Here is a 25,895-nt window from a genome sequence, read left to right as displayed (position 1 = left end):
ACAGAAATTGTGGGCAACCCAAGAGCCTTTCTAAATCATGCACTTGCGGCCATTTGCTGAGCCACTGCTTCACAAGAAGCGTGGAGCTGCGCATGGCTGAAATGCCAGGCCCCATGACGGTGCGCGTCGCCGTCGACGCACCCCAGCACAGCGGGTTGAATGGCCCGCTTGACTACGCCAGTGAGCAGGCGCTCGCATCGGGCTCGCTGGTGCGGGTGCCGCTTGGCAAACGCGAGTTGCTGGGGGTGGTCTGGCCCGGCGAGGCCACGCCGGCCGAAGGGCTGGCGCTGAAGCCGGTGGCGGCGGTGTTCGATGCCCTGCCGCCCTTGGCCGCCGACTGGTGCCGCCTGCTGGACTTCGCCGCCGGTTACTACCAGCGCAGCGTCGGCGAACTGGCCAGCGCGGTGCTGCCGCCGCAACTGCGCGAACTGTCGCCCGAGCAACTGGCGGCGCGGCTGCGCAAGCTGGACCGCAAGGCCGCCAAGGCCGTCGCCGTGCCCGAGCCGGTCAAGCCCGAGCTGGCGCCCGAGCAGGCCGAGGCGGTGGCACGCATTGCCGCCCAGATCGCCGGCGGCCCGCCCAAGCCCGTGCTGCTCTTCGGCGTGACCGGCAGCGGCAAGACCGAGGTCTATCTGCGCGCCGCCGAGGCCGCGCTGGCGGCCGGCCGCCAGGTGCTGGTGCTGGTGCCCGAGATCAACCTGACGCCCCAGCTCGAGGCCCGCTTCACCGAGCGCTTCGCGGCCCTGCTGCCCGAGCCGCTGGCCATCGTCTCGTTGCACAGCGCGCTGACGCCGGCCCAGCGTCTGCAGAACTGGCTGGCTGCCCATCTCGGCCGCGCCCGTCTGGTGCTCGGCACGCGGCTGGCCGTGTTCGCCTCGCTGCCCGAGTTGGGACTCGTCGTCGTCGACGAGGAGCACGACCCTTCCTACAAGCAGCAGGACGGCGCGCGCTATTCGGCCCGCGACCTGGCCGTCTGGCGCGCCCATGACCTGCGCATCCCCGTCGTCCTCGGCTCGGCGACGCCATCGCTGGAGAGCTGGCAGCACGCCGAGAGTGGTCGTTATGAGCGCCTGACGCTGGCCGCCCGCATCGGCGGCGGCGCCCTGCCCAGGGTGCGCCTTTTCGACATGAAGGCCCTGCCACCCACGGCCGGCGTGACCACGGCCCTGACGGCGCCGCTGCTGGCCGCGCTGAAGGAAAGGCTGGAGCGCGGCGAACAGAGCCTCGTGTTCCTGAACCGCCGCGGCTATGCGCCGGTCCTGCATTGCGGCGAATGCCAGTGGAAGAGCGACTGCCCGCATTGCAGCGCCTGGCGCGTCTTCCACAAGCGCGACCGCACGCTGCGCTGCCACCACTGCGGCTTCACCGAGCGCGTGCCGAGTGCCTGCCCGAACTGCGGCAATCACGACATCGCGCCCATTGGCCGGGGCACCGAGAAGCTGGAAGAGCAGTTGAGCGAGGCCCTGCCCGGTGCGCGCGTGTTGCGCATCGACGCCGACTCGACGCGGCGCAAGGGCGAATTGGAAGCCCAGCTCAAGGCCGTGCATGACGGTGACGTCGACATCCTGGTCGGCACCCAGATGGTCACCAAGGGCCACGACTTCCGGCGCATCCGCTTCGTCGCCGCGGTGAACCCGGATGGCGCGCTGTTCAGCAGCGACTTCCGTGCTCCCGAGCGCCTGTTCGCGCTGCTGATGCAGGCCGGCGGCCGGGCCGGGCGTGACGCCGCGGGCGAAACGCCGGCCGAGATGTGGGTGCAGACCTGGCACCGCGACCATGCCCTCTACCAGGCCCTGGCGCGCCACGACTATGTGCGCTTCGCCAGCGACCAGTTGGCCGAGCGGCGCTCGGCCAGCCTGCCGCCCTTCGCCCATCTCGCCCTGCTGCGGGCCGAGGCGCGCACGGCCGAAGCCGCCAAGGCTTTCCTGGATGCGGCAGCGAATCTGTTGCAGGACGAGCAGGTGCTGGTCTATCCGCCGGTACCGCATGCCGTCGCCCGGGTGGCCGACGTGGAGCGCATGCAGATGCTGGTGGAGGCCACGCAGCGTGCGCGGCTGCAGGCCTTTCTGCGTGCCTGGGTGCCGGCCTTGATTGCGCTCAAGCGCGAGCACAAGGCGGTGCTGCGCTGGGCCGTGGACGTGGATCCTTTGGCCATCTGAGCGCCATCTGACGGCGCCAGAATGCAGAGATGGACACCCATCGCCGCCATCTGCTGCAACTGTCGCTGGCCGCCGGTCTCGCACCCGGTTTTCTGCGCCATGCGCGCGCCGACGCCGCGCCGCGCTTCGCCCTCGGCATCGCCTCCGGCCACCCGAGCGCCGACGGCATGGTGCTGTGGACGCGGCTGACCGGCACCGACCTGTCGGAGCGCGTCGAGGTGCGTTGGGAAGTGGCGGAGGACGAGGCCTTCAAGCAGCGCGTCGCCTCGGGCACCGAGACCGCTGAAGCGGGCTGTGCCCACAGCGTGCATGCCGAGCCCGCGGGACTCAGGCCGGGCCGCTGGTACTGGTACCGCTTCGAGGCCCTGGGCCAGCGCAGCGCAGTCGGCCGCACGCGCACGGCGCCGGCGGCGGAGGCGCTGGAGCCGCTGCGTTTCGCCATTGCGAGCTGCCAGCGCTGGGACCATGGCTTCTTTGCTGCCTGGCGCCATATGCTGGCCGAGGAGCTGGATCTCGTCATCTTCCTCGGCGACTACATCTACGAATACGGCGCCGCGCCCGGCCGCGTGCGCAGCGTCGAGGGCGGCGACACGGTGACGCTGGCCCAGTACCGCGCCCGCTATGCCCAGTACAAGGCCGACCCGGCCCTGCAGGCCATGCATGCCGCCGTGCCCTGGCTGTTCGTCTGGGACGACCATGAGGTCGAGAACGACTATGCCGGCCTGCGCGGCGAGAAGATCGCCCAGGACTTCCCGGCCCGCCGCACGGCCGCCTACCAGGCCTATTGGGAACACCAGCCCCTGCCCAAGGCCTGGCGTCCGCGGGGCCTGGACATGCGCATGCATGGCCGCCATGCCTGGGGGCGCCTCGCCGTCATCCATGCGCTGGACGACCGCCAGTACCGCGATCCGCAGCTCTGCACCAAGGCCGGCAAATACGGCAGCAACACGCTGCCGCTGCGCGAATGCCCCGAGTTGCTGGACCCCAAGCGAACGCTGCTGGGTGCGAACCAGGAGCGCTGGCTGTCCGAGGGTTGGGATACGACGCCGGGCCGCTGGAATCTGGTCGCGCAGCAGACGCTGATGGCGCGCATGAACTGGAGCGCCAAGGAGCCCACCTACTGGACCGACGGCTGGGATGGCTATGCGCCCGCGCGCAACCGGCTGCTGAACGTGGTGCGTGAGCGCCAGGTGCCCAATGTCGTCGTGCTGGGCGGGGATGTGCACAGCCACGTCGTGGCCGATCTGAAGGCGGACTTCGACGACGCGGATTCACCGGTCGTGGCCAGCGAGTTCTGCGGCAGCTCCATCACGAGCTGGGGTGGCAAGCAGTCGCTGGATGCGCTGCGGGCCGTGAACCCGCATCTGCACTACGCCCGCAACGACCAGCGCGGCTATATGGCCTTCAAGCTGGATGCGCGCGAGGGGCTGCAGGCCGCGGTGCGGTCCTTGGACGATGCATTGAGGCCGGACAGCGGCATCGCCACGTCAGCGCGTTTTGCCGTGGCACCGGGTCGCCCCGGTGTGCTCAAGGCTTAGTGGCGATTCAGCGTCGCCGCCAGCGCCGTGGCGCGGCGAGCCTCGGCCTTGCGGCGCAGCGAGCGCGGCAGCAGCAGGCAGCCGGCCAGCGCGGCGAAGCTCAGGGCCAGGCTGCCCGGCTCCGGCAGGCGACGCACGCTGACGTTGTCCAGGCTGCCGCCCAGGCCGTCACTGGTGCCGACGGCGGCGAAGCTCAACAGGTTGTTGCCGGCCTGGGCCGTCAGGCTGAACTTGACCTCCGTCCATTGGTTGCCGCTGGCGCCGAGGCCGCTCAGCACGGGGCCCAGCTGCACGCCGTTCCAGTAGGCCTGGATGCCATTGGTCGAGGCAGCCTGGAACTCGCGTGGCGAGTACCAGAAGCTCAGTTCGAACTGAGTGCCGGCCGTCAGATTGGCCAGGGTCTGGCCGATGGTCGTGTTGCCGTTGGTGTCGAGCTCGAGGTAGTTGCTGCCGTTCTGAGCCTGGCCCGCGACGTTGTTGCGGATCTCGAAACCGGTGCCGGGGCCGGCCAGCCAGGTCCAGCCCGGCGTGGTGGCGACGTTGACCCAGTTGCCGTTGGCCACGGCGGTGCTCTCGAAGCTGCCGTTGACGAGCAGGTTGTTGCCCACCGGGCCGGGGGCGGCCAGGGCGGAAGCGCTTAGGGCGATCAGGGCGAGCAGGGAGGCGACGCGTTTCATCGGCAGGGCAGTGGTTGGAGTGATTGGCCGCGATTCTTCGGCCTGCCCTGCCGGGCGCCGGGTGCAGAGTTCACACCTGCGAGAACACCCCCCTCAGACCGGTGTGCGGGCTGTGAAGCAATTCACTAAAACGCAGCGCCCTCGTCCAGGACATTGTTTGGACGAGACCACGCCGCGGCTGGTGCCGCGGTGTCGGAAGATCGAAGGGGGAAGCCGCTTAGGCGCGGGGGGTGTGGCCCAGGGTGCTGGCCAGCGCCGTGGCGCGGCGCTGCTGTTCCTGGCGGCGCAGGGCGCGGCTGACGGGGCGGGCGATGGCCAGGGCGAGGGCGCCGAGAACGATCAGCAGCGTGCCAGTGTCCACCTGGGCGGGCAGGACGTCGAATTCGGTGTCGGCCTGGCGGGTGGCCGGCGTCCAGTGGGCGTTGCCATTCAGCGACGTCAGGCTGGCCGAGCCCAGGCGGCCCGCGTCGGCGATCACGGTGGCCGTCGTCGTGTCGACGATGGGTTGGCGCACATCACGGCCGGCACCGGCAGGGGCGGTGGTACTCAGGGCAGCGAGGGCGGCAGCAAGGACCAGGGCTTTCATGTGCAGGCTCACCGGAAAGAAGGGCTGGATCGCATTGTTCGCAGCCTAGCGTGATGAAGTTGTGAAGACTTCACGCGCTCAGGGGGGACCCCCGCGAATGAGCGCCTCAAGCTTGAAAAATGTAGGCCACTCGTCCAGGGGTACCTGGCCGGTCCCCCTGGGGGGGCGGCGACGCTTGCGGCATCGAGCCGCAAGCACATCGCCAGCGCGGGCCTGCTCGGTGAACTGGAGTCGGACACAAGCAGTCCCTGCGGACTGCTTGTGCCTACGCAAGGCCATGGGCCTCTGGCCCATGGCAGGCCCAGCGCGCGGCCCACATCTGTGCACTACGGCCACGAACTACTGGGATGACGCCCGGGCGGCTGCCTTGGCGGCCAGTTCCTCGCGCATGCGCTTGAGCTTTTCCCGGGGATCCTCGCGGGTGATGCCCTCGTCGAGCTTCATTTCGGCCAGGAAGCGGCTCGGGATGCCCACGACGGTGTCCCGGCCTTTCTTGCGTCGGCGCAACGTTGACACGGCCAGGGTCGTGCGGGCGCGGGTGATGCCGACATACATCAGCCGCCTTTCCTCCTGGAGAGCCTCGGCCGTCATCTCTTCTTCATCGCGCTTGAAGGGCAGCAGGCCCTCGTTGACGCCGGCCAGCACCACATGGGGCCACTCCAGGCCCTTGGAGGCGTGCAGGGTGGTCAGCGTCACCTGGTCCTGCTCCTCGCCGCGCTCGGCCAGCGACAGGATGACGGAGATGGTCTGGGCCACGTCCAGCACGCTCTGCTTGGGTTCGGTGAAGCTGACGCCGTCTTCCTCGCTGTGCTGGCCGCCGCAACGCTTGGCGATCCAGTCGACGAAGTCCAGCACATTGCCCCAGCGCGCCTGGGCGACCTTCTCGTTCTCCTCGTTGTCGATGAGATGGGCTTCGTAGGCGATGTCCTTGAGCCACTCCATCAACATCGCATGCGCCGCGGTGTGGCCCTCGGTATGTTTGGCCTTGTATTGCAGCTCGTTCACATAGCGACCAAATTCGTGCAACTGAGCCAGCGCCCGGGCCGTCACGGCCGTGGCCAGGCTCTCTGAGAACAGGGCCTCGAACATGCTGCACTTCCATTGCGCCGAGAAGCTGCCCAGGGCCCCCAGCGTGGTGTGGCCGATGCCGCGCTTGGGGGTGGTCACAGCACGCAAGAAGGCCGGGTCGTCGTCTTGATTCACCAAGAGACGCAGCCAGGCGCACAGGTCCTTGATCTCGGCCTTGTCGAAGAAGCTCTGGCCGCCCGAGACCTTGTAGGGAATCTGCGCGCGGCGCAGGGCCTGCTCGAAGATGCGGGCCTGGTGGTTGGCCCGGTAGAGGATGGCGAAGTCCTTGAAGTTGGGACCCTTGCCGTCGGCGCGCAGCTGCTGGATGCGCGCGACGGCGCGCTCGGCCTCGTGCTCCTCGCCGTCTGCCTCCAGCAGCGCGATGGGCTCGCCGTCGCCGTACTCGCTCCACAGCTTCTTCTCGAACAGCTTGGGGTTGCCGGCGATGACGTTGTTGGCCGCGCGCAGGATGGAGCCCGTCGAGCGGTAGTTCTGCTCCAGCGGAATGACCTTCAGCGCCGGGTAGTCGGTCGGCAGGCGCTTGAGGTTCTCGATGGTGGCGCCGCGCCAGCCGTAGATGGACTGGTCGTCGTCGCCCACCGCCGTGAACATGCCGCGCTCGCCCACCAGGGCCTTCAGCAGCTCGTACTGCACGGCATTGGTGTCCTGGTATTCGTCCACCAGCACGTAGCGGAGCTTGTTCTGCCATTTCTCGCGCGCCTCGGCGTCGGTCGTCAGCAGCTTCAAGGGCAGGGTGATGAGGTCGTCGAAGTCGACGGCCTGGTAGGCCGCCAGGCGCTCCTGGTAGCGCACCATGACGGCGGCGGCCGAGCGCTCGTCCTCGTCCTGGGCGACCTGGGCCGCCTGGGCGGGACCGAACCCCTGGTTCTTCCACAGCGAGATGGTCCACTGCCAGCGCTGCGCCTGCTTCACGTCCGTCGTGCCGCCGGCGTCCTTCAGCACGTTGAGCACGTCGTCGCTGTCGAGGATGGAGAACTGCTCCTTCAGCCCGACGCGCGAGCCTTCCTCGCGCAGCAGGCGCACACCCAGGCTGTGGAAGGTCGAGATGGCCAGGTCCTTGGCCGCCTTCTTGCCCACCAGGGCCTTGGCGCGCTCGCGCATCTCCTGCGCGGCCTTGTTCGTGAAGGTGATGGCGGCGATCTGGCTGGGCCGGTAGCCCGACGCCAGCAGCTGGGCGATCTTGGTCGTGATGACCTTGGTCTTGCCCGAGCCGGCCCCGGCAATGACGAGGCAGGGGCCGCTCAGGTGGTGGACGGCTTCGAGCTGGGCCGGGTTGAGGCCGGCCGTGGGGGCGCCGGAAGGGGGTACTGCGGACATGACGGGGGCAAGGCGAGGCCGCGCATCATGCCACTCGGGCCACACCCTCTCCCGGCAAGGCGCGCAACCCGAGGCCGAGCAGCAGCAGCGTGAAGAAGATGAAGCCGATGCGCGGAGCGTCCAGCAGGCTGTCGAAGGCCCCGACGGCGCCGAAGCCGATCAGCGCGGCGACGATGGCCGGCGCCAGTGGGTGGTCGCGGCCGCGGCCGAAGGACAGGCGCACCAGCACCAGCAGATAGGCGCCTCCCAACAGCGCCAGGCCCACCAGGCCCTGCTCGAACAGCACGTGCAGGGCCGCGTTCTTGATGTGCCAGGGCAGGTGGTGGCGGTCGCTGGAGAAGAACCAGTGCGCCATCTCGCGGTTGAAGTCGCCGTTGACCAGCAGCTGGCGGCCTTGGGCATCCTGCATGGCGATGCGGTCGATGTCCACGCGGGCGCCGCGCGTGTCCAGCGCCATGGAGAAGGTCACGAAGCGCGGCGCCCACCAGTCGCCGCCCAGCTTCGGCACGCTGCCGAGCTGGAACTGGCTGGTCTGCCAGGTGCCCATGCCGGTGGCGGGTGCGGTCGCAGCCGTCGCGCCGGCGCTGTCTTCGACCGGCGGGGTTTCGGCGCGCAGCGGCTTCAGCGTCGGCTGGATGCTGCTGCAGTTGTCGGGGTAGATGAGGTTTTTCTCGCAGACCTGCAGCACCAGGATGGCATCCGCGGCCGTGCGATGCACCAGGGTGATGGAGACGGGCCCGGGCGCCGGCGCGGGGATGCGTTGGCTGATGCGGAACTGTTCGCCGCGGCCCAGCACGTGCTTGCCCGCAGCCAGCGCCAGATAGGACTCGTTCGGGTCGTGGCGCAGCCGGTAGTCGCCGATCTGGCTGCTGACCGGGCCGTCGTAGAAATTGCTCGGCACGAAGCGCCCGGACCCCTTGCCAAACAGCCACTGGCGGCCGCCGTGCAGCAGGTGCAGGCCGTCGCGCCAATGCGTCAGGCGGGTCTGGCCGTCTTCCTTCCAGGTCGCGACGCGATCGCGCAGATAGCCGCCGCCGCCCAGGGCGGCGACGATGGCCATGACCATCAGCAGGCCGGCCACCAGCAGGGCGCGCTTGCGCCAGCCGGCTCGGCCCTGGCTGCCCGCGCCTTGCAAGGGCCACAGGCGCTGCTCCAGCAGCATGGCCGCCCACAGGCCGCCAAGGGCCAGGCCCGCAGCGCCCGCCGTCCAGCGCCCCGAGGTGCCGCCCCAGTAGTCGGCCACGATGACCATGGTGGCCAGCAGCCAGAACCAGGCCGTCGTGACGATCAGCGCATAGATGGGGCGCACCTGCCCGGGCTCGTCGCGCCAGCGCAGCACGGCGCAGCAGAGCAGGGCGACGACATTGAGCACATAGGCCGCCTTGGGCACCGCCAGGGACAGGGCCCAGCTCGCGCCACCGAGCAGCAGGGCGAGCAGCCCGCCCATGAGGACGGCTGTCAGGCGCTGGCCGAAGCTCGGCAGCCACAGGCTGGCGGGCATGGTCAGCAGGATGACCATGGCGAAGAACAGGGCCAGCAGGCCGCGATAGCCGCCGCCGCCGAAGACCAGGGCCGCTGCCAGCGCAAAGGCCGCGGCCATGGCCAGGGCGCCGATCTTGGCCAGGCGGGGCAGCGGCGCGTCGATGGCGCCGAGGCTGCTGTCGATGCTGCTGCTCTCGGGCCCGGAGGCCACCGCGCGGCGGCGCTGGGCGTCGGCCAGCATCACCATGGGGATGAGGGCCAGCGGCAGCGCGAGATAGACGCCGCGCGAGAAGGTCGTCAGGCAGGCATAGGCCGCCAGCAGGGCGACGCCGATGCCGACGGCGAAGCGCCAGGGCGAGCGCGTGCGCAGCAGGGCCAGCAGCGCGAACGGCAGGGTCAGCACCAGGAAGCCGTCCAGAGCCGCGCCGCCGACATGCATTTCCCAGAACAGCGCCGTGGTGCGGTAGTCGGTGGAGAAGTCCAGCAGGCCGGGATAGGCCAGGCGTTCCCACAGCGCGGCGGCGCTGCCGCCGGCCAGGGCCAGCACCAGGCCCAGCAGCAGGCCGCGCGAAAAACCTCGCGGACGCGCGGTGGCCGCTGCCGTCCACAGCGGCAGCAGGGCCAGGGCCAGGAAGATGGCCTTGGCATTGCGCACCGAATTCATGGCTTCGTGATAGCCATGGAACCAGCCGAAGGCGAAACCGCCGGCGTCGGCGAAGCCGCGCCTCATGCTCCAGGCGGCGGACAGCGCCAGCGCGATCATCAGCACGATGACGACGGGCGAATAGACCAGGCCGTGCCGCCAGGCCGGGGCGCGGTCGCGCGCGTTCAGCTGCAGCGCATAGGCGAGGTAGCCGCCGCAGCCGCAGGCGGTGACCAGCAGGTCCATTTCCTCGAAAGTGATCCAGCCCGTCCAGGGCGCCAGGCCCACCAGGGGCAGGGGCGCGAACAGCAGCACGGGGGTCTTGACCCAGAACAGCGCGGCCAGCAGCACGACGACGCCCCAGGCCGCGAGCGCCAGCGGCCCCGACAGCGGGTGGTGCCAGGCCAGCTCGGCGCCGACCAGGCCCAGGCCGACGCCGGCCACCAGGGCCAGCCATTGCGTCCGGGTGGCGGGCAGCCTGAGCTGCAGTTCGCCGAAGCCCAGCAGGCCCGTGGCGATGGTGGCGGGCGCGGCCCCGACGGCGGCCATCAGCGTGCCTGCCGGTTCAGGCCGGTCGGGATAGCGACAGAAGGGGTCACGTACAACGGCGCAAGCAGCGGGCAGGTCATGGAGCCTCCGGGGAAGCGCGCATTGTTGCCGAGCACCGGCGGCTCGGCATCCCGGGCAACCCCGGCCGCCGGACCGGCTTCAGCGCCCGCGTCGCAGCAGCGCCAGCAGGCCCAGGCCGCCCAGCAGCAGGGCAGCGCCGGTGGGTTCGGGCACGGCGGAGACCTGGATGTTGTCGATGCCGACGACCTCGGTCACGCCGGCATGGAACTCGCCCTTGATCGTCAGGCTGGTGACGTTGGACAGCACGGGGGAGGACGGCAGCACGAAGCTGTAGCGATGCCACTGGCCGTCGGCCGGCGGGCTGCCGGGGGCCGCCATGTCGAACACCAGGCTGCCGCCGGTACCGGTGATGGTGACCTCACCGAAGGGCGCCCAGTCCGGGGCATCGCCGTTGACGTTCCTGGCGTCGAAGGACAGGGTGCGGCCGGCGTTGGCCGACCAGTTGCCCAGCCAGGCGACCGGCGCGTTCAGCAGGAAGTCGTCGTTGCTGCTGTCGGTGATCTGCAGCCAGCCGCCGCCGTTGCCGCCGCTGGCCATCCAGACCTGGTCGCCGCCGTTGCTGGTGGTCCAGCCTTCGGCATCGGTGTTGAAGCCGGCCGCGAGCGTGGCCGAGGCGGCCAGGGACAGGGCCGCGGCGGCGACGAAGGGCGCGAGGAGAGAACGGGCCATGAGGGCGCTCCAGGATCGGATGGGCGCGCATTGTTGGCGAAGCGATGCTGGGGGCGACATCCCTAGTCAGTCGCCCGTCAGTCGGGGTCAACCCGGGGATTGGCTCTGGGTGCCGGCCGTGGCCGCCGGGCGGTCCGCGACATGGGCGGCCATCGCCAGCAGCCCGAGGCCGGCAGCGGCACCCAGCCACAGCCAGCGCTTCCACCAGGGGGGGGGCTTGGCCTTGTCGGCCGCCTCGGCAGGCGTGGCCGCGTTGGCGGCACTGCGCGAAGGACTGAGGCCCAGCCATTCGCGCAACTCGTCGGCGAGGCTCTCGGCGCCGCGCATGCGCAGCTCCGGCGAGTCGGCCATGGCCGAGCGCAGCACCGCATCCAGCTTGATCTGCTGGGCTTCCTTCATCGCCGGCCATTGGTCGGCGGCGCTGCCGCGCAGCGGGGCCAGGCCCTTGGGGGTGTCTTCCCAGCCGCAGATGAGGACGCGGGCCAGGGCGCCGAGGCCGAAGACTTCGCTGGCCAGGGTCGGGGGTTCACCGTTGCGGCGCTCCGGCGCGACGAAGGCCGGCGAAGCGCCCAGGCTCAGGCCGCGGTCGAAAGGGTCGGTCGGGTCGGGAATCTTGGCCAGGCCCAGGCCCATCAGGCGCACATCGCCCTTGGGGTCGAGCCAGATCATGGCGGGATCGATCTCGGCCAGCAGCCAGCCCTGCTGGTGGGCCGAACGCAGGGCCTCGCAGAGCTGCACCAGCAACTCGACGCGGGCGCGCAGGGCCAGCTGATGCAGTTGCGGCAGCAGGGGCTCGCCGTGCTCGCCTTCGACGATCAGGTAGGGATGGGCATCGGGGGTCACGCCGCTGTCGCTGGGCACCGCGATGTGCATGTGCTGCAGCTTGGCGAGGTCACCGGCCTGGTCGGCGTAGCGCAGCATGACGCCGGCGCCCTGGTCGCTGCGGTCCAGCACGAGGACTGCCGACTTCTGCTCCTTGGCCATGGCGTGATGGGCGCTGTACCACTGGCCCGCATGCGCCTGCTCGCCGTCGGGCAGGGGCTTTTCCAGCCGCCACACGCCCAGGGCCTGCCCTTCGTCCAGGGGCGCGGCGGCGGCTGGGGGTGGCAGGGTGAGATTGGGCATGCGCATGGCGCGGCATATTAGGGGTGACCCCAGGGGGCTCGCCAGCCCCCGTTGTTACAAACGGCGACCGTCCGAGCATTCGCTCACGCGCGCTGATACTCGCGGGCGACCATGCTTGCCGTCCTCGCAACGACCTTTCCCTTCTTCGCCCTGGTGCTGTGCGGTTGGCTGGCCGCCGAGCGCGGCCTGCTGCCCGACAGCGCCATTCCGGGCCTGAACGGTTTCGTGCTGTTTTTCGCGCTGCCCTGCCTGCTGTTCCGCTTCGGGCGCGACACGCCGCTGCTGCAGTTGCTGAACCCGGCCCTGCTGGCCGTCTACGTCAGCTCGGCCCTGCTCATCGTCTTCTTCACGGTGGCGACGACGCTGTCCGAGCGCGTGCGCATGAAGGATGCGGCCTTCGGCGCCCTGGTCGCCGCCTTTCCCAACACCGGCTTCATGGGCGTGCCGCTGATCGTCGCGCTGCTGGGCAGCGCCGCCGGCGGGCCGGTCGTCAGCACCATCCTGGCCGACCTCTTCGTGACCAGCTCGCTGTGCATCGCCCTGGCCCAGGCCGGTGCCAGCGGCCACGCCGGCCGTGCCGCCTTCGTGCAGGCCCTGAAGGCGGCGGCCTCCAACCCGCTGCCCTGGTCGATCGCCCTGGGCGCGCTGCTGGGCGCCAGCGGCCTGGCGCTGCCGGGGCCGCTGGCCAAGGTCATCTCCATGCTGGGCGACGCCGCCTCGCCGGTGGCCCTGTTCACCATCGGTGCGGTGTTGAGCCGTTCGGGCCGGGCCAACCGCAAGGCCGGCCGGGTGACGCCGCCGGCCCTCTACCTGCCGGTGGCGGCCATCAAGCTGCTGCTGCACCCGGCCCTGGTATTCGCACTGGGCGCCGCGGCAAGGGGGCTGGGGGCGCCGCTGGCCTGGCCCCAGCTTGTCGCGCTGACGCTGGCGGCAGCCCTGCCCAGCGCCAGCAATGTGTCACTGCTGGCGGAGCGTTATGGGGCCGACAACGGCCGCGTGGCGCGCATCATCCTGGCGTCCACGGCCCTGGCTTTCCTGACGTTCAGCGGCCTGGCCACCGTCCTCATCGAGCCTGCTGCGGCAGGCTGATGACGACGCGCAGGCCGCCGCCGTCGCGATTGCTCAGCGCGATGCGGCCGTCGTGGGCCTCGGCGATCTCGCGCACCAGGGCCAGGCCCAGGCCGGTGCCGCCCTGCGAGCCGGGCTCGGAGCGCTTGGTCGAATAGAAGGGCAGCAGGGCCTGGGCCAGCACGGTCTCGCTCATGCCGGGACCGCGGTCCAGCACCTCGATGCGCAGCTCGCTGCCCGCCAGGCCCAGGCGCAGCGCGATCTCGTCCGGATCGCTGCCCGACTCGTGGGCGTTCTTGATCAGGTTCAGCAGGGCCTGCTCGATCTGGGCCGCATCGAACCAGCCCGGCTGGGCGGGCACCTCGCCATCCAGGTTGAATTCGCCCAACGTGCCCAGGCGGTTCAGGAAGGTGGCCCAGTCCACCGCGTCGCGGCGCGGCGCCGGCAGCTTGGCGAAGCTGGCATAGCCCGACAGGAAGCCATGCAGATGGGCCGCGCGCTCGCCGATGCTGGCCAGCACCTGGGGCAGGCGTTCGGTGTCGCCGCGCCGCGCCAGCTCGGCGCCGCTGTGGGCCAGCGAAGAGATGGGCGCCAACGAGTTGTTGAGCTCATGGCTGAGCACGCGGATGACGCGCTTCCAGGTCGCCACCTCGGCGCGCGACAGCTCGCGCGTCATGCGCCGCAGCAGCCGCAGCCGGTGCGGCTGGCCCTGCAGCCGGAAGGCGCGCGTGCTGTGGTGGAAAGTCTCCTCCGAGCCGTCGGGCAGCGTCACCGCGAAGAGGCGGTCGCCGTCGCCCTCCAGGGCTTCGCGCAGGGTCTCGGGCAGGTCGGCGATGACGGTGGCGAAGTCCAGGCCGGTCAGGCTGCGGCCGTCGCCCAGCAGCTGGCGCGCGGCCAGGTTGGCGATGGCGATGCGATCGCTTGGCGCCGTCAGCACCAGGGCCACGGGGGTGTTCTGCACCACGGTGTCCAGCAGCAGCTCGCGCTGGGCCAGGTGCTGGCGCTGCTCGCGCAGGGCCAGGCCGAGCTCGGCGTGCAGCTGCGTCAGCATGGCCAGCTCGGGCGGGCCGTCCGGCGCCAGATTGAGGCTGAAGTCGCCGTCGCGGTAGCTCAGCACGGCGCCTTCGAGGGCGCGCGTGAGGCGCAGCAGTGGCGAGATCCAGAACGCGGCCAGCCAGGCGATCAGCGGCAGCATCACCAGCACCGCCACGGCCAGCGCGATGCCGGCGTCCAGGCCCATGCGGCGCACGCCGAGGATGACCAGCGGTGGCACGACCGCGGCCAGGCCGAGGGCCAGCAGGGCGCGGGCGCGCAGCGAGAAATGGGCGCGCATCAATGGGCTCGTAGGCGGTACAGGAAGTTTGCGGGCCGAGCGCCGGGCCTGCCATGGGCCAGAGGCCCATGGCCTTCCGTAGGCACAAGCAGTCCGCAGGGACTGCTTGAGTCCGACTCCAGTTCCCTGGCCGGCCCGCGCTGGCGATGTGCTTGCGGCTCAACGCCGCAAGCATCGCCGTCCCCTCGGGGGCTGAGGCCGGACACATGGCGCCCGGTGGGCGGCATGTGCCTGCCGAAGGGTTGCGGCTCATGCCGCAGCGCGGTCTGCAAGACCGGCCAAGGTAGTCCTTGGACGAGGGGCCTCACGTTGCGATCCCGTAACGTTCCAAGCGGCGATAGAGCGCCTGGCGCGACAGGCCGAGCTGGCTGGCGGCGCGGCTGACGACGCCGCCGGCTGCATTCAGCGCGGCAACGACGGCCTCGCGGCTGGGCTCATCCAGGTTGCGGTAGGCGCCGCCACCGCCGTTGGCCTCTTCCAGGCCGAGCAGTGCCGGCGTGATCTCGCCCCCCTGGCAGAGCAGGGCGGCGCGCTCGACGGCGTTCTTCAGCTCGCGCACATTGCCCGGCCAGCGGTGCGCCAGCAGGGCTTCGCGTGCCGCCTCGCTCAACGGCGCGCGGCCGGCCAGGAAATGCTCGGCCAGCGGCAGCACATCGTCGCGGCGCTCGGCCAGGGCAGGGAGCTTCAGCTCGATGAGGTTGAGGCGGTAGAACAGGTCTTCGCGAAACTGACCTGACTTCACCATCGAGCGCAAGTCGGCGTTCGTGGCCGACAGCACGCGCACCTTCACCTGGCGGGTCTTGCTCGAGCCCAGGCGCTCGAACTGGCCGGTCTCCAGCACGCGCAGCAGCTTGACCTGGCCGGCCAGCGGCAGGTTGCCGATCTCGTCGAGGAAGAGGGTACCGCCGTCGGCGGCCTCGAAGCGGCCGACGCGCGCCTTGGCCGCGCCGGTGTAGGCGCCGCTGTCGCTGCCGAACAGTTCGGCCTCGATGAGATCGGCCGGCAGGGCGCCGCAGTTCAATGCGACGAAGGGCCCATCGTGCACCGTTGAATTGGCGTGCACAAAGGCCGCCACACGCTCCTTGCCGGCGCCATTGGGACCGGTGATCAGCACCGGCACCGGTGCCGCGGCGATCTGGCCGGCCAGCTCCAGCAGATTGGCCGTCGCATCCGAGCCGAACACCAGGCCCGCGAGGTCGTAGCGGCGCGCCAATGCGGCGCGCCGCTCACGCCGCGCCTCGCGCAACTGGGCGATCTCGCGATTGACCTCGTCCAGCTCCAGCAGGTTCTCGACGGTCGCGATCAGCTTGGCATCGTCCCAGGGCTTGGCGAGATAGTCGGCCGCGCCGGCTTTCACCAGCGCGACGGCGGCGTCCAGCCGCGTCCAGGCCGTCAGCAGGATGACGGGCAGGTCGGGGCGGCGTGCGCGGATGGCGCGGAAAAGCTGTTCGCCTTCCTCGCCCGAGGTCGTGTCGGCCGTGAAGTTCATGTCCTGGATGACGAGGCCGTAGGCACGCTTGTCCAGCAGTGCCAGGCCTTCCTCCGGGCTGGTGGCCACGCTGGCTTCGATGTCGTGCAGGGAGAGCAGCAGCTCCAGGGCCTGGCCCACGCCGGGGTGGTCGTCGATGATCAGAACGCGTCGCATGGCGCGGGAGGATAGGCCGGTTTGGCCGCAGGGCCCGCGGGCACGCCTTAACCCTCTGTTACCTCTGACCGGTTGGTCTAGGTGTTTACCTGGGCGGCTTTACATGTCAGCGAAATAAGTCGCACCGTATCCTGCGCCGCTTGCGCGCGAAGACGCGTGACTCCAAATGCCGCCGGGGCGCGGCCCAACAATCGTCGAAGGGAATCTCACCATGTCCTCTGTGGGAATTGATGCCGTGCCCGGTCCGGGCCGGAGTGCCGGTCTGCTCGACAAGGAGCGCACCATTGCCGGCGTTGGCTTCAACCGCTGGTTGGTGCCGCCCGCGGCCCTGGCCATCCATCTGTGCATCGGCATGGCCTATGGCTTCTCGGTGTTCTGGCTGCCGCTGTCCAAGGCCCTGGGCATCAAGGAGGCCATCAAGTGCGGCCCCGAGATCGGCTTCTTCCAGGAGCTGTTTGTTTCGACCTGCGACTGGAAGGTTTCCACGCTGGGTTGGATGTACACCCTGTTCTTCGTCTTCCTGGGTTGCGCTGCGGCCATCTGGGGCGGCTGGCTGGAACGCGCCGGTCCGCGCAAGGCCGGCGTCGTGTCGGCCCTGTGCTGGTGCGGCGGCATGCTGATCTCGGCCCTGGGCATCCATCTGCACCAGTTCTGGCTGATGATCCTGGGCAGCGGCGTCATCGGCGGCATCGGCCTGGGTCTGGGCTACATCAGCCCGGTGTCGACGCTGATCAAGTGGTTCCCGGACAAGCGCGGCATGGCCACCGGCATGGCCATCATGGGCTTCGGCGGCGGCGCCATGATCGGCTCGCCGCTGGCGGCCGAACTGATGAAGCTGTTCGCCACGCCCTCCGACGTCGGCGTGACGCAGACCTTCATCGTCATGGCCCTGGTTTATTTCGTGTTCATGATCGGCGGCGCCTTCGGCTACCGCGTGCCGCCCACGGGCTGGAAGCCGGCCGGCTGGACCGCGCCTGCCGCTCAGGCCGGCAACGCCATGATCACGCAGCGCCATGTGCACGTGAAGAAGGTCTGGGGCATCCCGCAGTTCTGGCTGGTGTGGATTGCGCTGTGCATGAACGTGTCGGCCGGCATCGGCGTCATCGGCATGGCCAGCCCCATGCTGCAGGAGATCTTCGGCGGCTCGCTGATCGGCTTGAGCGGTGACGGGGCCAAGTTCGGCGCACTCGACAAGGCCCAGCTGGCCAAGATCGCCGGCGTCGCCGCCGGCTTCACCGCCCTGCTCAGCCTGTTCAACATCGGCGGCCGTTTCTTCTGGGCCAGCCTGTCCGACAAGCTGGGCCGCAAGATGACCTATGTGGTCTTCTTCGTGCTCGGTGGCGTGCTCTACGCCAGCATCCCGGGCAGCGCCGCGGCGGGTTCCAAGCTGCTCTTCGTCGGCGCCGTCTGCATCATCCTGAGCATGTATGGCGGTGGTTTCGCCACCGTGCCGGCCTATCTGGCCGACCTGTTCGGCACGCAGATGGTGGGCGCCATCCATGGCCGCCTGCTGACCGCCTGGGCCACCGCCGGCATCCTGGGTCCGGTCGTCGTGAACTACATGCGCGACTACCAGCTGGATCTCGGCATCCCGCGCGAGCAGGTCTACAACCAGACCATGTACATCCTGGTCGGCATGCTGGTCATCGGCCTGATCGCCAACCTGATGATCAAGCCCGTGGCCGACAAGTACTTCATGACCGACGCCGAGCTGGCCGAGGAAAAGCGCCTGGCGCACGAGCGTGCGGCAGCGACCGAAGTCGGTTCGGGTTCGGGCGCGGCGGCGGCCACGTCCTCCCTGACCGTGGTGATGGCCTGGGCCCTCGTCGGCATCCCGCTGGCCTGGGGCGTGTACAAAACCCTGATCAACGTCGGCAAGTTCTTCAACTGAACCCACGACGCTGCTAGGCTGAACGGCCCCGCTGCCTGTGAAGGCGCGGGGCCTTTTTCCTGAGTCCGACATGAGCGAACAAAAGATCGAGCTGTACGACGGCCCGGCCGGCGGTTGGGGCGCGCTGAAGAGCGTCGCCAAGCATCTGAACGAGCAGGGCGTGGCCCTCAAGGGCGCCAAGACACTGCTGCACGCCAACCAGGCCGACGGCTTCGACTGCCCCGGCTGTGCCTGGCCCGACCGCGACCACCGCTCGACCTTCGAGTTCTGCGAGAACGGCGCCAAGGCCGTGGCGGCGGAAGCAACGGCGCGGCGCGCGACGCCCGAGGTGATCGGCGCGAAGACGCTGAAGGAATGGGCAGAAGCCTCGGACTTCGAGCTCGAAGCCACGGGCCGCCTCACCGAGCCGATGCTCTATGACGCCGAGGCCGACCGTTATCAACGCACGACCTGGGATGCCGCCTTCGCGCTGATCGCCCAGCAACTGCAAGGCCTGGCCAGCCCCAACGAGGCCATCTTCTACACCTCGGGCCGCACCAGCAACGAGGCCGCCTTCCTCTACCAGCTGTTCGTGCGCGAGTACGGCACCAACAACTTCCCGGACTGCTCCAACATGTGCCACGAGCCCAGCGGCTCGGGCATGCGTCCGACCATCGGCGTCGGCAAGGGCACGGTCACGCTGCACGACTTCGAGCGGGCCGACTGCATCCTCGTCTTCGGCCAGAACCCCGGCACCAACCACCCGCGCATGCTGGGCGAGCTGCGGGCGGCGCGCAAGCGCGGTGCCAGGATCGTCAGCTTCAACCCGCTGCGCGAGCGCGGGCTGGAGCGCTTTGCCGACCCCCAGAACGCGATGGAGATGGCGACGCTGGGCGACTCGCCGATCAGCAGCCACTATTTCCAGCTCAAGGTCGGCGGCGACTTCGCCCTGCTCAAGGGCATGTGCAAGCGTGTCGTCGAAACGGCCAAGCTGGACCAGGCCTTCATCGCCGAACACACGGTGGGCTTCGATGCCTTCGTCGCCGAGCTGCGCGAGCAGCCCTGGGAGCCGCTCGTCGAGGCCTCGGGCCTGACCCGCGCACAGATCGAACAGGCGGCCGACATCTACGCCAGCAGCGAGCGCGTCATCGCCTGCTGGGGCATGGGCATCACCCAGCACCGGCACTCGGTCAAGACCATCCAGATGATCGTCAACCTGCTGCTGCTGCGCGGCAACCTGGGTCGCGAAGGCGCGGGCGCCTGCCCGGTGCGCGGCCACAGCAATGTGCAGGGCGACCGCACCATGGGCATCTACGAGAAGCCCGCGCCGGCCTTCCTCGACAAACTGGGTTCCGTGTTCGGCTTCGAGCCACCGCGCGAGCACGGCTACGACACCGTGGGCGCCATCCAGGCCATGTTGGACGGCAAGGGCAAGGTCTTCATCGCCATGGGTGGCAACTTCGCCGCGGCGACGCCCGACACGGCGGCCACCTGGCGTGCGCTGCGCCAATGCGAGCTGACCGTCCATATCACCACCAAATTCAACCGCAGCCATGTCGTGCACGGCAAGAGGGCCTTGGTGCTGCCGGTGCTGGGCCGCACCGAGATCGACGTGCAGGCCAGCGGCCCGCAGGGCGTCACGGTGGAAGACTCGATGAGCATGGTGCATCTGTCCGCCGGCATGAATGCGCCGGCGTCCGAGCATCTGATTTCCGAGCCCATGCTGGTGGCACGCATGGCCGCCGCCACGTTGAAGCACAGCCGCACGCCATGGCTGGCCCTGGCCGGCGACTACGCCGCCATTCGCGACAAGATCGAGGCCGTGCTGCCCGACTTCGCCGGCTTCAACGAGAAGATCAGGCAGCCCGGGGGCTTTCGGCTGCGCAACACGGCCAGTGAACGCGTCTGGGCCACGTCCAGCGGCAAGGCCGAGTTCAGCACGCACGCCATGCCCACCGACCTGGCCGTGCAGCGCGTCGCCGACCGCCAGCGCGACGTCCGCGTCTTCACGCTGACGACGCTGCGCTCCCACGACCAGTACAACACCACCATCTATGGCCACGACGACCGCTATCGCGGCGTCTACGGCCACCGCCGCGTCGTCTTCATCAACGCCGAAGACATCAAGGACATCGGCCTGAAGGCCGGCGACTGGGTGGACATCACCAGCCTCTACGTCAGCGAGGCTGGCAGCGAGGTGCAGCAGCGCCACGCCGAGCGCTTCCTGCTCGTCGAGTACGACATCCCGCGCGGCTGCCTGGCCAGCTACTACCCCGAGACCAACCCGCTGGTGCCGCTGGAGAGTTTCTCCATCACGGCGCGCACGCCGACGTCCAAGTCCATCCCGGTCGTGCTGACGCCCCATGGAAACTCTGCTGTTGCAGACGCTCAATGAACTCGCGCCCGGTGGCGAGCCGGTCGCGCTGACGCGGCTGGCCAAACGGCTGGATCAGCGCGTCAGTGTGCTGCTGCGCGAGTTGACGGCACTCAGTGACGCCAGCTTGGGCGGCGTAGCCGGGCCCGGCCTCGTACAACTGGCTTGCGACGACGCCGGCCGCTGGACGGTGCGCCTACTCGCCTAGCCTGTCCAGCAGCTCCGCGTCGACGATGTCGATGCTGCGATAGCCCAGCTTCAATGCGCCGGCCTTGGCCAGTTCGCCCAGCTCCTTGCTGAGGGTCTGGCGCGTCAGGCCCAGCATCATGGCCAGGGCTTCCTGAGACACGGGCAGGCGCTGCCGCGGTTCGCTGGCCAGCGTCGCGTCGCCGCGCGCCAGCAGGGCCAGGCGCCGCGCCAGCCGCGCCCGTGTGGGCCGCAGCGTCGCGTCCTCCACCACGCCGAACAGCGTGCGCAACCGGCCCGCCATCAGCCTTGCCAGGGCGGTTGCAAACACCGAGTCCTGCATGAAGCGGGCGAAGGCGTCGGCTGGCACGGCAAACACGACTGTTGCGCCCACGGCGGTGGCGTCATGCACGCGCGGGCCACCGTCCAGCAGCGAGATCTCGCCGAACCAGTTGCCCGGCTCCAGCACCGCGAGGATGGACTCCGTGCCGTCGGCCGACACGCTGCTGGCCTTGATGGCGCCGCGGCAGACGGCATGCCAGTCGCCCGGCGCATCGCCCTGGCGGAACAGCACTTCGCCCGCGGCCAGCTTCTGCATCCGGCCCGCGGCCAGCACGGCATTCGCGAGCGCGGGCGGCAGGGAGGCGAACCAGGGGTTGGCGCGCAGAGGATCGGACTCGGGCATGCCCTGAATTGTCTGGTTTCAGACAGAGCGCCACGCCCCTGGCATGCCCCAATCGCGCCACAAGACAACCGGAGACTGCGATGACGACGAAGGCTGTGCGCGACCAGGTGAGCGCCGAGGAATGGAAGCTGCGCGAGGACCTGGCGGCCTGCTACCGCCTGGTGGCGCTGATGGGCTGGGACGATCTCGTCTTCACCCACGTCAGCGCCCGCGTGCCCGGCCCCGAGCATCATTTCCTGATCAATCCCTATGGCCTGATGTTCGACGAGATCACGGCCAGCAGCCTGGTCAAGGTGGATGGCGAATGCCGCAAGGTCATCGAGTCGCCCCATCCGGTCAACCCGGCGGGCTTCGTCATCCACAGCGCCGTGCATGCGGCCCGGCATGACGTGCAGTGCGTGCTGCACACCCACACCACCGCCGGCGTGGCCGTCAGCGCCCAGGCCGCAGGGGTGCTGCCGATCTCGCAGCAGTCGACCTTCGTGCTGGCGTCCCTGGGCACGCATGGCTACGAGGGCGTGGCCTTCCGCCCCGACGAGGGCCCGCGCCTGCAGGCCGACCTGGGAGCCAGCACCTTCCTGCTGCTGAAGAACCACGGCCTGTTGACAGTCGGTGCCTCGGTCGCCGATGCCTTCCTGGCCATGCACACCTTCGAGGCCAGCTGCCGCATCCAGCTGGCGGCGCAGAGCGGCGGTGGCGCGCTGACCGAGGTCGACCCCGCCATCCTGCGCGGCACCGCCGAGGCCATGCGCGTGCAGACCGGCGGGCTGGGGGGCGCCTTCGTCTGGCCGGCGCTGCTGCGCAAGCTCGATCGCCTCGGCGCGAACTACAAGGATTGAGGTCATGAGCGCCGTCGTCCTGACGAACGCGTTGCTCGTTGCGCTGGGCATCGTCATGGCGGGCCTCGGCCTGTCGTTGACGGTCGACGACTTCCGCCGCCTGCGCGAGCACCCGCTGGCGGCCGTGCTGGCCCTGGCTCTTCAGCTCATCGTGCTGCCGCTGGTCTGTATCGCCGTCATCGCCAGCTTCCGTCTGCCGCCGCTCTACGCCGTCGGCCTGATGCTGCTGGCCGCCTCGCCTGGCGGCATCACGGCCAATCTGTTCAGCCATCTGTTTGGTGGCCATGTGGCCATGAATCTGTCGCTGACGGCGCTGAACACCTTGCTGTCGCTGCTCACGCTGCCGCTGATCGCCAACGGGGCCATCGCCCATTACGCCGGTGGCGGCCAGGTCGTGCCGCTGCCTTGGCAGAAGCTGGTGGAGGTCATCGCCGTCATCGCCGTGCCGGTGCTGGTCGGCATGACGATCCGGCGCGCCCGGCCGCAGCTTGCCGCGCGGCTGGACAAGCCGGTGAAGGCGCTGTCGGCTGTGCTGTTGGTGGTGCTGACCGTGCTGGCCATTGCCAAGGAGCGCGAGGCGTTGATGAATGCCGCCGGCGAACTGGGCGCTGCGGTGCTGGTGTTCAACCTGCTGAGCCTGGGCGCCGGCTACGGCCTGGGCCGGCTGGTGAAATTGCCCCGGCCGCTTTGCATCGCCATCGGCTTCGAGGTGGGCATCCACAACTCCACGCTGGCCCTCTACCTGGCCCTGGGGGTGCTGCAGCAGTTCCCGGTCGCGCTGCCGGCGGCGCTGTACTCCGTCAGCATGTATGTGACCGGACTGCTGTTCGGGATGGGGTTGAGGCGCCTGGCCTGACACACTCGCGGCCATGAAACTCCTTGGTCGCCTCACTTCCATCAACGTCCGCAAGGTCATGTGGACCGCCGCCCAGCTCGACCTGCATCTCGAGCGCGAGGACTGGGGCGCGGGCTTCCGCTCACCGCAGGAAGCGGGCTATCTGGCCATGAATCCCAACGGCCTGATCCCCGTCCTCGTCGACGGCGACTTCACCCTGTGGGAGAGCAACACCATCTGCCGCTATCTCGCCACCCAGCGCTGCGCCACCACGCTGCTGCCCACCGAGGCGCGGGCGCGCGCCAAGGTCGAGCAGTGGATGGACTGGCAGGCCGGCGAGCTGAACAATTCCTGGCGCGTCGCCTTCATGGCCCTGGTGCGCGGCCAGCCGGCCGCGCCCGAGGCCATCGCCGCCGGCGTGGCCAGTTGGAACAGGCACATGGGCCTGCTGGACGCGCAGCTGGCGCGCACCGGCGCCCATGTCTGCGGCGACACGTTCACGCTGGCCGACGTGGTACTGGGCCTGTCGACCCAACGCTGGAAGAACGCGCCCATCGAGCGCGTGGGCCTGCCGGCCGTGGAAGCCTGGATGCAACGGCTGAGCAGCCACCCCGGCTTCGCCGAGTTCGTCGACAACGGCATGCCGTAAACCCTTCCTCAAGTCGCAGGTCAGCCCCCTTGCGGACGCTGGCCGGAAGCCTAGGATGGTCGCACAAAAGCACCATCCGAGAGGGGGATGCCATGCTGATTCCGACGGCCTTCCAGCACGACGGTCACGATCACGCCATCCTGGCGCCACGCCTGTCCCGGCGGCAGTTGTTGTGGGGCGCGGCGGGCCTGGTCGGCGCGTCTCCCGCCTTCGGCGACGACGCCTTGCGCCACGAGACCGCAGAAGACGCCCTCGGGCCCTTCTATCCCTTGAGCCTGCCCAAGGACCAGGACTACGACCTCAGCCTCATCGCCGGGCGCAAGACGCGGGCGCTGGGTCAGTTGCTCTACGTCAGCGGCCGCGTCGTCAACCCGCGCGGTGAACCGATTCCGAACGCCGTGCTGGAGATCTGGCAGGCCAACGCGGCGGGGCGCTACACGCATCCGGGCGACACCAGCGACGCGCCGCTGGACCCCAACTTCCAGGGCTATGCCCGCATCCGCAGCGGCCCCGACGGGAGTTATCTGATCAAGACCATCCAGCCCGGCAATTACGGCCCGCGCACCCGGCACATCCATTTCGACGTGCGCGGCAAGGCCACCCGGCTGATCACGCAGATGTATTTCGAGGGCGAGCCCAAGAACGAGATCGACCCGCTGCTGAAGATGCAAGGCCCCGAGGACCGCAAGACCCTGTTCTCGCGCCCCGGCACGCCGACGGCCAAGCAGGAGCACGATGCCATGGCCGTCAGCTGGGACATCGTGCTGGCCTTCGGCTGAGCCCAGGGCCCGTTGACCTTAGGGTTTGGCCCGCAGGGTCTCGATGATCTGCTGGCCGGCCGTCTTGGCGGCGGCCAGTTGCGCTGGGGTGGGCAGGGCCTTGAGGCGGATGACCTTCTGCTGCATCAGCTGCGTGACCAGGTCCTGGCCCTGCTTGCCGGTCAGCTCGCCATAGGCGAAGAGATAGCCCAGGCGCTCGGCGTCGTCCAGGCCCCAGGCGTCCGGCGCGATGACGGCGCCGAACAGGCTGCCGGAATGGCCGGAGCGGGCATCCCGGCGCAGGGTGTCCAGCACCTCCTGGCGCAGCTCCGGCGCCAGGCTGCCCGGTTGCGTCACGCCGGCGTATTTGGCCGCCGCCTCGCGCACACCGCCGCGCATGGCGCGCAGGGCGAGGTCGCCCAGCATGGCCTGATGCTCGGGCGTGACCGTCTGGCAGCGCCGGCCCTCGGCATCGGCTTCCTGCATCAGCTGGGTCATCATCTCCGGCGACACGCCCATGTTGCGCACTTGCTCGAAGCTGTTGCGCCGGTCGACATTGGAGGCGCAGAGCTGCAACCATTGCATGGCCTCCCAGGCCGCCGCCGCGTCGCCGCCGGCCATCGCGCGGTCGATGTGGGGGCCATAGCCTTCGGAGCCTATGCGCGGGGCGGCCTGCTTGGCGGCGGGCGCGGGGGCCGGCGCTACAGAGGGCTTGATCGGCGCGGCGCTCGCCACGACTGCGCTGCTGGCGACCGAGGCCGTGGCAGGCGGTGGCTTCGAGGGCAGTGCCGTCGCCGGTGAAGATGGAGGCTCAGCGACCGGCGCCTTGGCGGGCTCGCTCAGGCCGAACCACAGGGCTGCCGCGGCCGCGGTGCCGATGGCGATGAGGATGAAGACCCAGCGGATGGCGTCCATGGTGGCTCAGCTCGCGAAGTTGTAGCGTACGACGGCCAGCGTCAGCGCGAACAGATAGCCGCAGGCGAAGCGGTCGATGCGCAGCACCGGATCGCCTCGGCGGGCGCGCCAGAGGCCCATCAGCGTCATCGCGAAGCCGGCGATGACGGGCGTGACGACGAGGTTGACCAGGCGCGGCCAGCCGTCGCGCGTCAGGTGATGGGGCATCAGCCACACGCTCAGCGCGCCGACGATGCCGCCCAGCAGCAGATAGCCCAGCACGGCGACCCAGATATTGGGCTGCTTGCGAAACGGCTCGGCCAGGGAATGCAAGCCGAGTTCGACGAGCAGTTCGCCGAAGACCTGGAAGATGAGTTCGAGCAGCAGTTCAAGCAGGATCTCCAGGGGGGTCTCCGAGGGCGATGGATGGCGCGCAGCCTAGCGCAGGCCGGCGGCGGCGGCCTGGTCGCGGTGAGTTTTCACCGGCCAGCCCGCCGACAGCATCACTTGGCGGCCTGCTCGTTGCCGTAGGTTTTCACGAGGTAGTCGACGATGACCGGGATGTCTTCATCCGCGACGGGCGCCTTGAAGACGGTCTTCATGCGCTTGACCATGGCGTCCCAGTAGGGCCGCGCGGCAGTGGGCGGCTGGTACTGCATGTACTCGGCCGAATGGCAGGCCACGCACTGGGCCTGGGCCTTGGCATAGCCGGGCAGGGCGCTGGCCTTGAGCTGCACGCCGTCGGGCGGCAGCGTGATGCTCTTGGGCGCCGAGCCCGCGGGCAGGGCGAGGGCGGCGGTGAGCAGGGCGGGGGCGATGCGGAGCAGCTTCATGGCGGTCCTCC

23 protein-coding genes are annotated in these 25,895 nt (G+C 69.7%); 11 read left to right on the top strand and 12 right to left on the bottom strand.

The annotated features are described in order from the left end of the window. Positions 1–101 precede the first annotated feature (101 nt). Positions 102–2,159 (top strand): primosomal protein N', encoded by a 2,058-nt coding sequence (locus AC3WOE_RS13105; protein WP_492691290.1) that lies wholly within the window; start codon positions 102–104, stop codon positions 2,157–2,159. A gap of 29 nt (positions 2,160–2,188) precedes the next feature. Next, a complete protein-coding gene (locus tag AC3WOE_RS13100) occupies positions 2,189–3,697 on the top strand; it encodes an alkaline phosphatase D family protein (protein WP_492691029.1) in 1,509 nt (502 codons plus the stop codon). Here the strand turns inward: AC3WOE_RS13100 and AC3WOE_RS13095 are convergent. The 6 genes from AC3WOE_RS13095 to AC3WOE_RS13070 all read right to left on the bottom strand — a co-directional run bounded on the left by AC3WOE_RS13095 (position 3,694) and on the right by AC3WOE_RS13070 (position 11,915). Beyond that, positions 3,694–4,374, bottom strand: coding sequence for a hypothetical protein (locus AC3WOE_RS13095; RefSeq protein WP_492691027.1), 681 nt, complete (start codon positions 4,372–4,374; stop codon positions 3,694–3,696). The two genes, AC3WOE_RS13100 and AC3WOE_RS13095, sit on opposite strands and share 4 nt — an antisense overlap. A gap of 217 nt (positions 4,375–4,591) precedes the next feature. After that, positions 4,592–4,960: a hypothetical protein gene (locus AC3WOE_RS13090; protein ID WP_492691025.1), complete on the bottom strand. Its 369-nt coding sequence runs from the start codon at positions 4,958–4,960 to the stop codon at positions 4,592–4,594. Positions 4,961–5,299: 339 nt separating this feature from the next. After that, positions 5,300–7,366 (bottom strand): ATP-dependent helicase, encoded by a 2,067-nt coding sequence (locus tag AC3WOE_RS13085; protein ID WP_492691023.1) that lies wholly within the window; start codon positions 7,364–7,366, stop codon positions 5,300–5,302. A 25-nt stretch (positions 7,367–7,391) separates the two neighbouring features. Further along, positions 7,392–10,040 (bottom strand): hypothetical protein, encoded by a 2,649-nt coding sequence (locus AC3WOE_RS13080; protein WP_492691021.1) that lies wholly within the window; start codon positions 10,038–10,040, stop codon positions 7,392–7,394. A 159-nt stretch (positions 10,041–10,199) separates the two neighbouring features. Beyond that, a complete protein-coding gene (locus tag AC3WOE_RS13075) occupies positions 10,200–10,790 on the bottom strand; it encodes a PEP-CTERM sorting domain-containing protein (RefSeq protein WP_492691020.1) in 591 nt (196 codons plus the stop codon). A gap of 87 nt (positions 10,791–10,877) precedes the next feature. Next, positions 10,878–11,915 carry a protein kinase family protein gene (locus tag AC3WOE_RS13070; protein WP_492691018.1) on the bottom strand — a complete coding sequence of 346 codons (1,038 nt, stop codon included), beginning with the start codon at positions 11,913–11,915 and terminating at the stop codon, positions 10,878–10,880. 111 nt (positions 11,916–12,026) lie between these two features. On the opposite strand from AC3WOE_RS13070, the gene AC3WOE_RS13065 reads away from it, so the two are divergent. Beyond that, complete coding sequence (locus AC3WOE_RS13065; protein ID WP_492691017.1) at positions 12,027–13,004, top strand: AEC family transporter; 978 nt, start codon at positions 12,027–12,029, stop codon at positions 13,002–13,004. On the opposite strand, the gene AC3WOE_RS13060 is transcribed toward AC3WOE_RS13065, so the two are convergent. Together AC3WOE_RS13060 and AC3WOE_RS13055 are read right to left on the bottom strand one after the other, a co-directional pair. Then, complete coding sequence (locus tag AC3WOE_RS13060; RefSeq protein WP_492691015.1) at positions 12,979–14,316, bottom strand: sensor histidine kinase; 1,338 nt, start codon at positions 14,314–14,316, stop codon at positions 12,979–12,981. The genes AC3WOE_RS13065 and AC3WOE_RS13060 overlap by 26 nt on opposite strands. A 304-nt stretch (positions 14,317–14,620) precedes the next feature. After that, entirely contained in the window at positions 14,621–15,961 is a 1,341-nt protein-coding gene (locus tag AC3WOE_RS13055; RefSeq protein WP_492691014.1) for a sigma-54-dependent transcriptional regulator, read from the bottom strand. A 211-nt stretch (positions 15,962–16,172) separates the two neighbouring features. Here AC3WOE_RS13055 and AC3WOE_RS13050 point away from each other — a divergent pair, with 211 nt between their 5' ends. From AC3WOE_RS13050 to AC3WOE_RS13040, 3 genes are all read left to right on the top strand, one after another. Continuing rightward, positions 16,173–17,852, top strand: a complete 1,680-nt coding sequence (locus AC3WOE_RS13050) for an OFA family MFS transporter (protein ID WP_492691012.1) — start codon at positions 16,173–16,175, stop codon at positions 17,850–17,852. 70 nt (positions 17,853–17,922) lie between these two features. Beyond that, positions 17,923–20,226 carry an FdhF/YdeP family oxidoreductase gene (locus tag AC3WOE_RS13045; protein WP_492691011.1) on the top strand — a complete coding sequence of 768 codons (2,304 nt, stop codon included), beginning with the start codon at positions 17,923–17,925 and terminating at the stop codon, positions 20,224–20,226. Beyond that, the gene (locus AC3WOE_RS13040; protein WP_492691010.1) at positions 20,195–20,413 is read left to right on the top strand and encodes a hypothetical protein; all 219 of its coding nucleotides are present in this window, start codon (positions 20,195–20,197) and stop codon (positions 20,411–20,413) included. Before AC3WOE_RS13045 ends, AC3WOE_RS13040 begins: the two co-directional genes overlap by 32 nt. On the opposite strand, the gene AC3WOE_RS13035 is transcribed toward AC3WOE_RS13040, so the two are convergent. Next, entirely contained in the window at positions 20,402–21,076 is a 675-nt protein-coding gene (locus AC3WOE_RS13035; RefSeq protein WP_492691009.1) for a Crp/Fnr family transcriptional regulator, read from the bottom strand. The two genes, AC3WOE_RS13040 and AC3WOE_RS13035, sit on opposite strands and share 12 nt — an antisense overlap. An 80-nt stretch (positions 21,077–21,156) precedes the next feature. On the opposite strand from AC3WOE_RS13035, the gene AC3WOE_RS13030 reads away from it, so the two are divergent. The 4 genes from AC3WOE_RS13030 to AC3WOE_RS13015 all read left to right on the top strand — a co-directional run bounded on the left by AC3WOE_RS13030 (position 21,157) and on the right by AC3WOE_RS13015 (position 24,178). After that, entirely contained in the window at positions 21,157–21,915 is a 759-nt protein-coding gene (locus tag AC3WOE_RS13030; RefSeq protein WP_492691007.1) for a class II aldolase/adducin family protein, read from the top strand. A gap of 4 nt (positions 21,916–21,919) precedes the next feature. Next, positions 21,920–22,771 (top strand): bile acid:sodium symporter family protein, encoded by an 852-nt coding sequence (locus AC3WOE_RS13025; RefSeq protein WP_492691005.1) that lies wholly within the window; start codon positions 21,920–21,922, stop codon positions 22,769–22,771. Positions 22,772–22,784: 13 nt separating this feature from the next. Next, positions 22,785–23,399, top strand: coding sequence for a glutathione S-transferase family protein (locus tag AC3WOE_RS13020; protein WP_492691003.1), 615 nt, complete (start codon positions 22,785–22,787; stop codon positions 23,397–23,399). Between the two features lie 92 nt (positions 23,400–23,491). After that, the gene (locus AC3WOE_RS13015; protein ID WP_492691001.1) at positions 23,492–24,178 is read left to right on the top strand and encodes a dioxygenase family protein; all 687 of its coding nucleotides are present in this window, start codon (positions 23,492–23,494) and stop codon (positions 24,176–24,178) included. 18 nt (positions 24,179–24,196) lie between these two features. On the opposite strand, the gene AC3WOE_RS13010 is transcribed toward AC3WOE_RS13015, so the two are convergent. Continuing rightward, positions 24,197–25,072: a hypothetical protein gene (locus tag AC3WOE_RS13010; protein ID WP_492690999.1), complete on the bottom strand. Its 876-nt coding sequence runs from the start codon at positions 25,070–25,072 to the stop codon at positions 24,197–24,199. A 6-nt stretch (positions 25,073–25,078) separates the two neighbouring features. Further along, entirely contained in the window at positions 25,079–25,384 is a 306-nt protein-coding gene (locus AC3WOE_RS13005) for a hypothetical protein (protein ID WP_492690997.1), read from the bottom strand. Between AC3WOE_RS13005 and AC3WOE_RS13000 the strand changes: the two genes are divergently transcribed. Continuing rightward, complete coding sequence (locus tag AC3WOE_RS13000) at positions 25,379–25,582, top strand: hypothetical protein (protein ID WP_492690996.1); 204 nt, start codon at positions 25,379–25,381, stop codon at positions 25,580–25,582. The two genes, AC3WOE_RS13005 and AC3WOE_RS13000, sit on opposite strands and share 6 nt — an antisense overlap. On the opposite strand, the gene sorB is transcribed toward AC3WOE_RS13000, so the two are convergent. After that, complete coding sequence (gene sorB, locus AC3WOE_RS12995; RefSeq protein ID WP_492690994.1) at positions 25,555–25,884, bottom strand: SorB family sulfite dehydrogenase c-type cytochrome subunit; 330 nt, start codon at positions 25,882–25,884, stop codon at positions 25,555–25,557. The genes AC3WOE_RS13000 and sorB overlap by 28 nt on opposite strands. Positions 25,885–25,895 lie beyond the last annotated feature (11 nt).

The sequence above is a fragment of the Roseateles sp. FW305-36 genome (assembly GCF_058787015.1).
The sequence above is the reverse complement of the archived record's forward strand: the minus strand, read 5'-3'. Positions and strand labels throughout refer to the sequence as shown.

What these genes read in the sequence shown, in the direction of transcription:
- AC3WOE_RS13050 (WP_492691012.1), top strand. Translation starts at nt 16,173, where the DNA reads ATGTCCTCTGTGGGAATTGATGCCGTGCCCGGTCCGGGCCGGAGTGCC.
- AC3WOE_RS13075 (WP_492691020.1), bottom strand. Translation starts at nt 10,790, where the DNA reads ATGGCCCGTTCTCTCCTCGCGCCCTTCGTCGCCGCCGCGGCCCTGTCC.
- AC3WOE_RS13095 (WP_492691027.1), bottom strand. Translation starts at nt 4,374, where the DNA reads ATGAAACGCGTCGCCTCCCTGCTCGCCCTGATCGCCCTAAGCGCTTCC.
- AC3WOE_RS13065 (WP_492691017.1), top strand. Translation starts at nt 12,027, where the DNA reads ATGCTTGCCGTCCTCGCAACGACCTTTCCCTTCTTCGCCCTGGTGCTG.
- AC3WOE_RS13105 (WP_492691290.1), top strand. Translation starts at nt 102, where the DNA reads ATGCCAGGCCCCATGACGGTGCGCGTCGCCGTCGACGCACCCCAGCAC.
- AC3WOE_RS13000 (WP_492690996.1), top strand. Translation starts at nt 25,379, where the DNA reads ATGCAAGCCGAGTTCGACGAGCAGTTCGCCGAAGACCTGGAAGATGAG.
- AC3WOE_RS13085 (WP_492691023.1), bottom strand. Translation starts at nt 7,366, where the DNA reads ATGTCCGCAGTACCCCCTTCCGGCGCCCCCACGGCCGGCCTCAACCCG.
- AC3WOE_RS13015 (WP_492691001.1), top strand. Translation starts at nt 23,492, where the DNA reads ATGCTGATTCCGACGGCCTTCCAGCACGACGGTCACGATCACGCCATC.
- AC3WOE_RS13070 (WP_492691018.1), bottom strand. Translation starts at nt 11,915, where the DNA reads ATGCCCAATCTCACCCTGCCACCCCCAGCCGCCGCCGCGCCCCTGGAC.
- AC3WOE_RS13080 (WP_492691021.1), bottom strand. Translation starts at nt 10,040, where the DNA reads ATGGCCGCCGTCGGGGCCGCGCCCGCCACCATCGCCACGGGCCTGCTG.
- AC3WOE_RS13025 (WP_492691005.1), top strand. Translation starts at nt 21,920, where the DNA reads ATGAGCGCCGTCGTCCTGACGAACGCGTTGCTCGTTGCGCTGGGCATC.
- AC3WOE_RS13090 (WP_492691025.1), bottom strand. Translation starts at nt 4,960, where the DNA reads ATGAAAGCCCTGGTCCTTGCTGCCGCCCTCGCTGCCCTGAGTACCACC.
- AC3WOE_RS13100 (WP_492691029.1), top strand. Translation starts at nt 2,189, where the DNA reads ATGGACACCCATCGCCGCCATCTGCTGCAACTGTCGCTGGCCGCCGGT.
- AC3WOE_RS13060 (WP_492691015.1), bottom strand. Translation starts at nt 14,316, where the DNA reads ATGCGCGCCCATTTCTCGCTGCGCGCCCGCGCCCTGCTGGCCCTCGGC.
- AC3WOE_RS13020 (WP_492691003.1), top strand. Translation starts at nt 22,785, where the DNA reads ATGAAACTCCTTGGTCGCCTCACTTCCATCAACGTCCGCAAGGTCATG.
- AC3WOE_RS13040 (WP_492691010.1), top strand. Translation starts at nt 20,195, where the DNA reads ATGGAAACTCTGCTGTTGCAGACGCTCAATGAACTCGCGCCCGGTGGC.
- AC3WOE_RS13035 (WP_492691009.1), bottom strand. Translation starts at nt 21,076, where the DNA reads ATGCCCGAGTCCGATCCTCTGCGCGCCAACCCCTGGTTCGCCTCCCTG.
- AC3WOE_RS13010 (WP_492690999.1), bottom strand. Translation starts at nt 25,072, where the DNA reads ATGGACGCCATCCGCTGGGTCTTCATCCTCATCGCCATCGGCACCGCG.
- AC3WOE_RS13045 (WP_492691011.1), top strand. Translation starts at nt 17,923, where the DNA reads ATGAGCGAACAAAAGATCGAGCTGTACGACGGCCCGGCCGGCGGTTGG.
- AC3WOE_RS13030 (WP_492691007.1), top strand. Translation starts at nt 21,157, where the DNA reads ATGACGACGAAGGCTGTGCGCGACCAGGTGAGCGCCGAGGAATGGAAG.
- AC3WOE_RS13055 (WP_492691014.1), bottom strand. Translation starts at nt 15,961, where the DNA reads ATGCGACGCGTTCTGATCATCGACGACCACCCCGGCGTGGGCCAGGCC.
- sorB (WP_492690994.1), bottom strand. Translation starts at nt 25,884, where the DNA reads ATGAAGCTGCTCCGCATCGCCCCCGCCCTGCTCACCGCCGCCCTCGCC.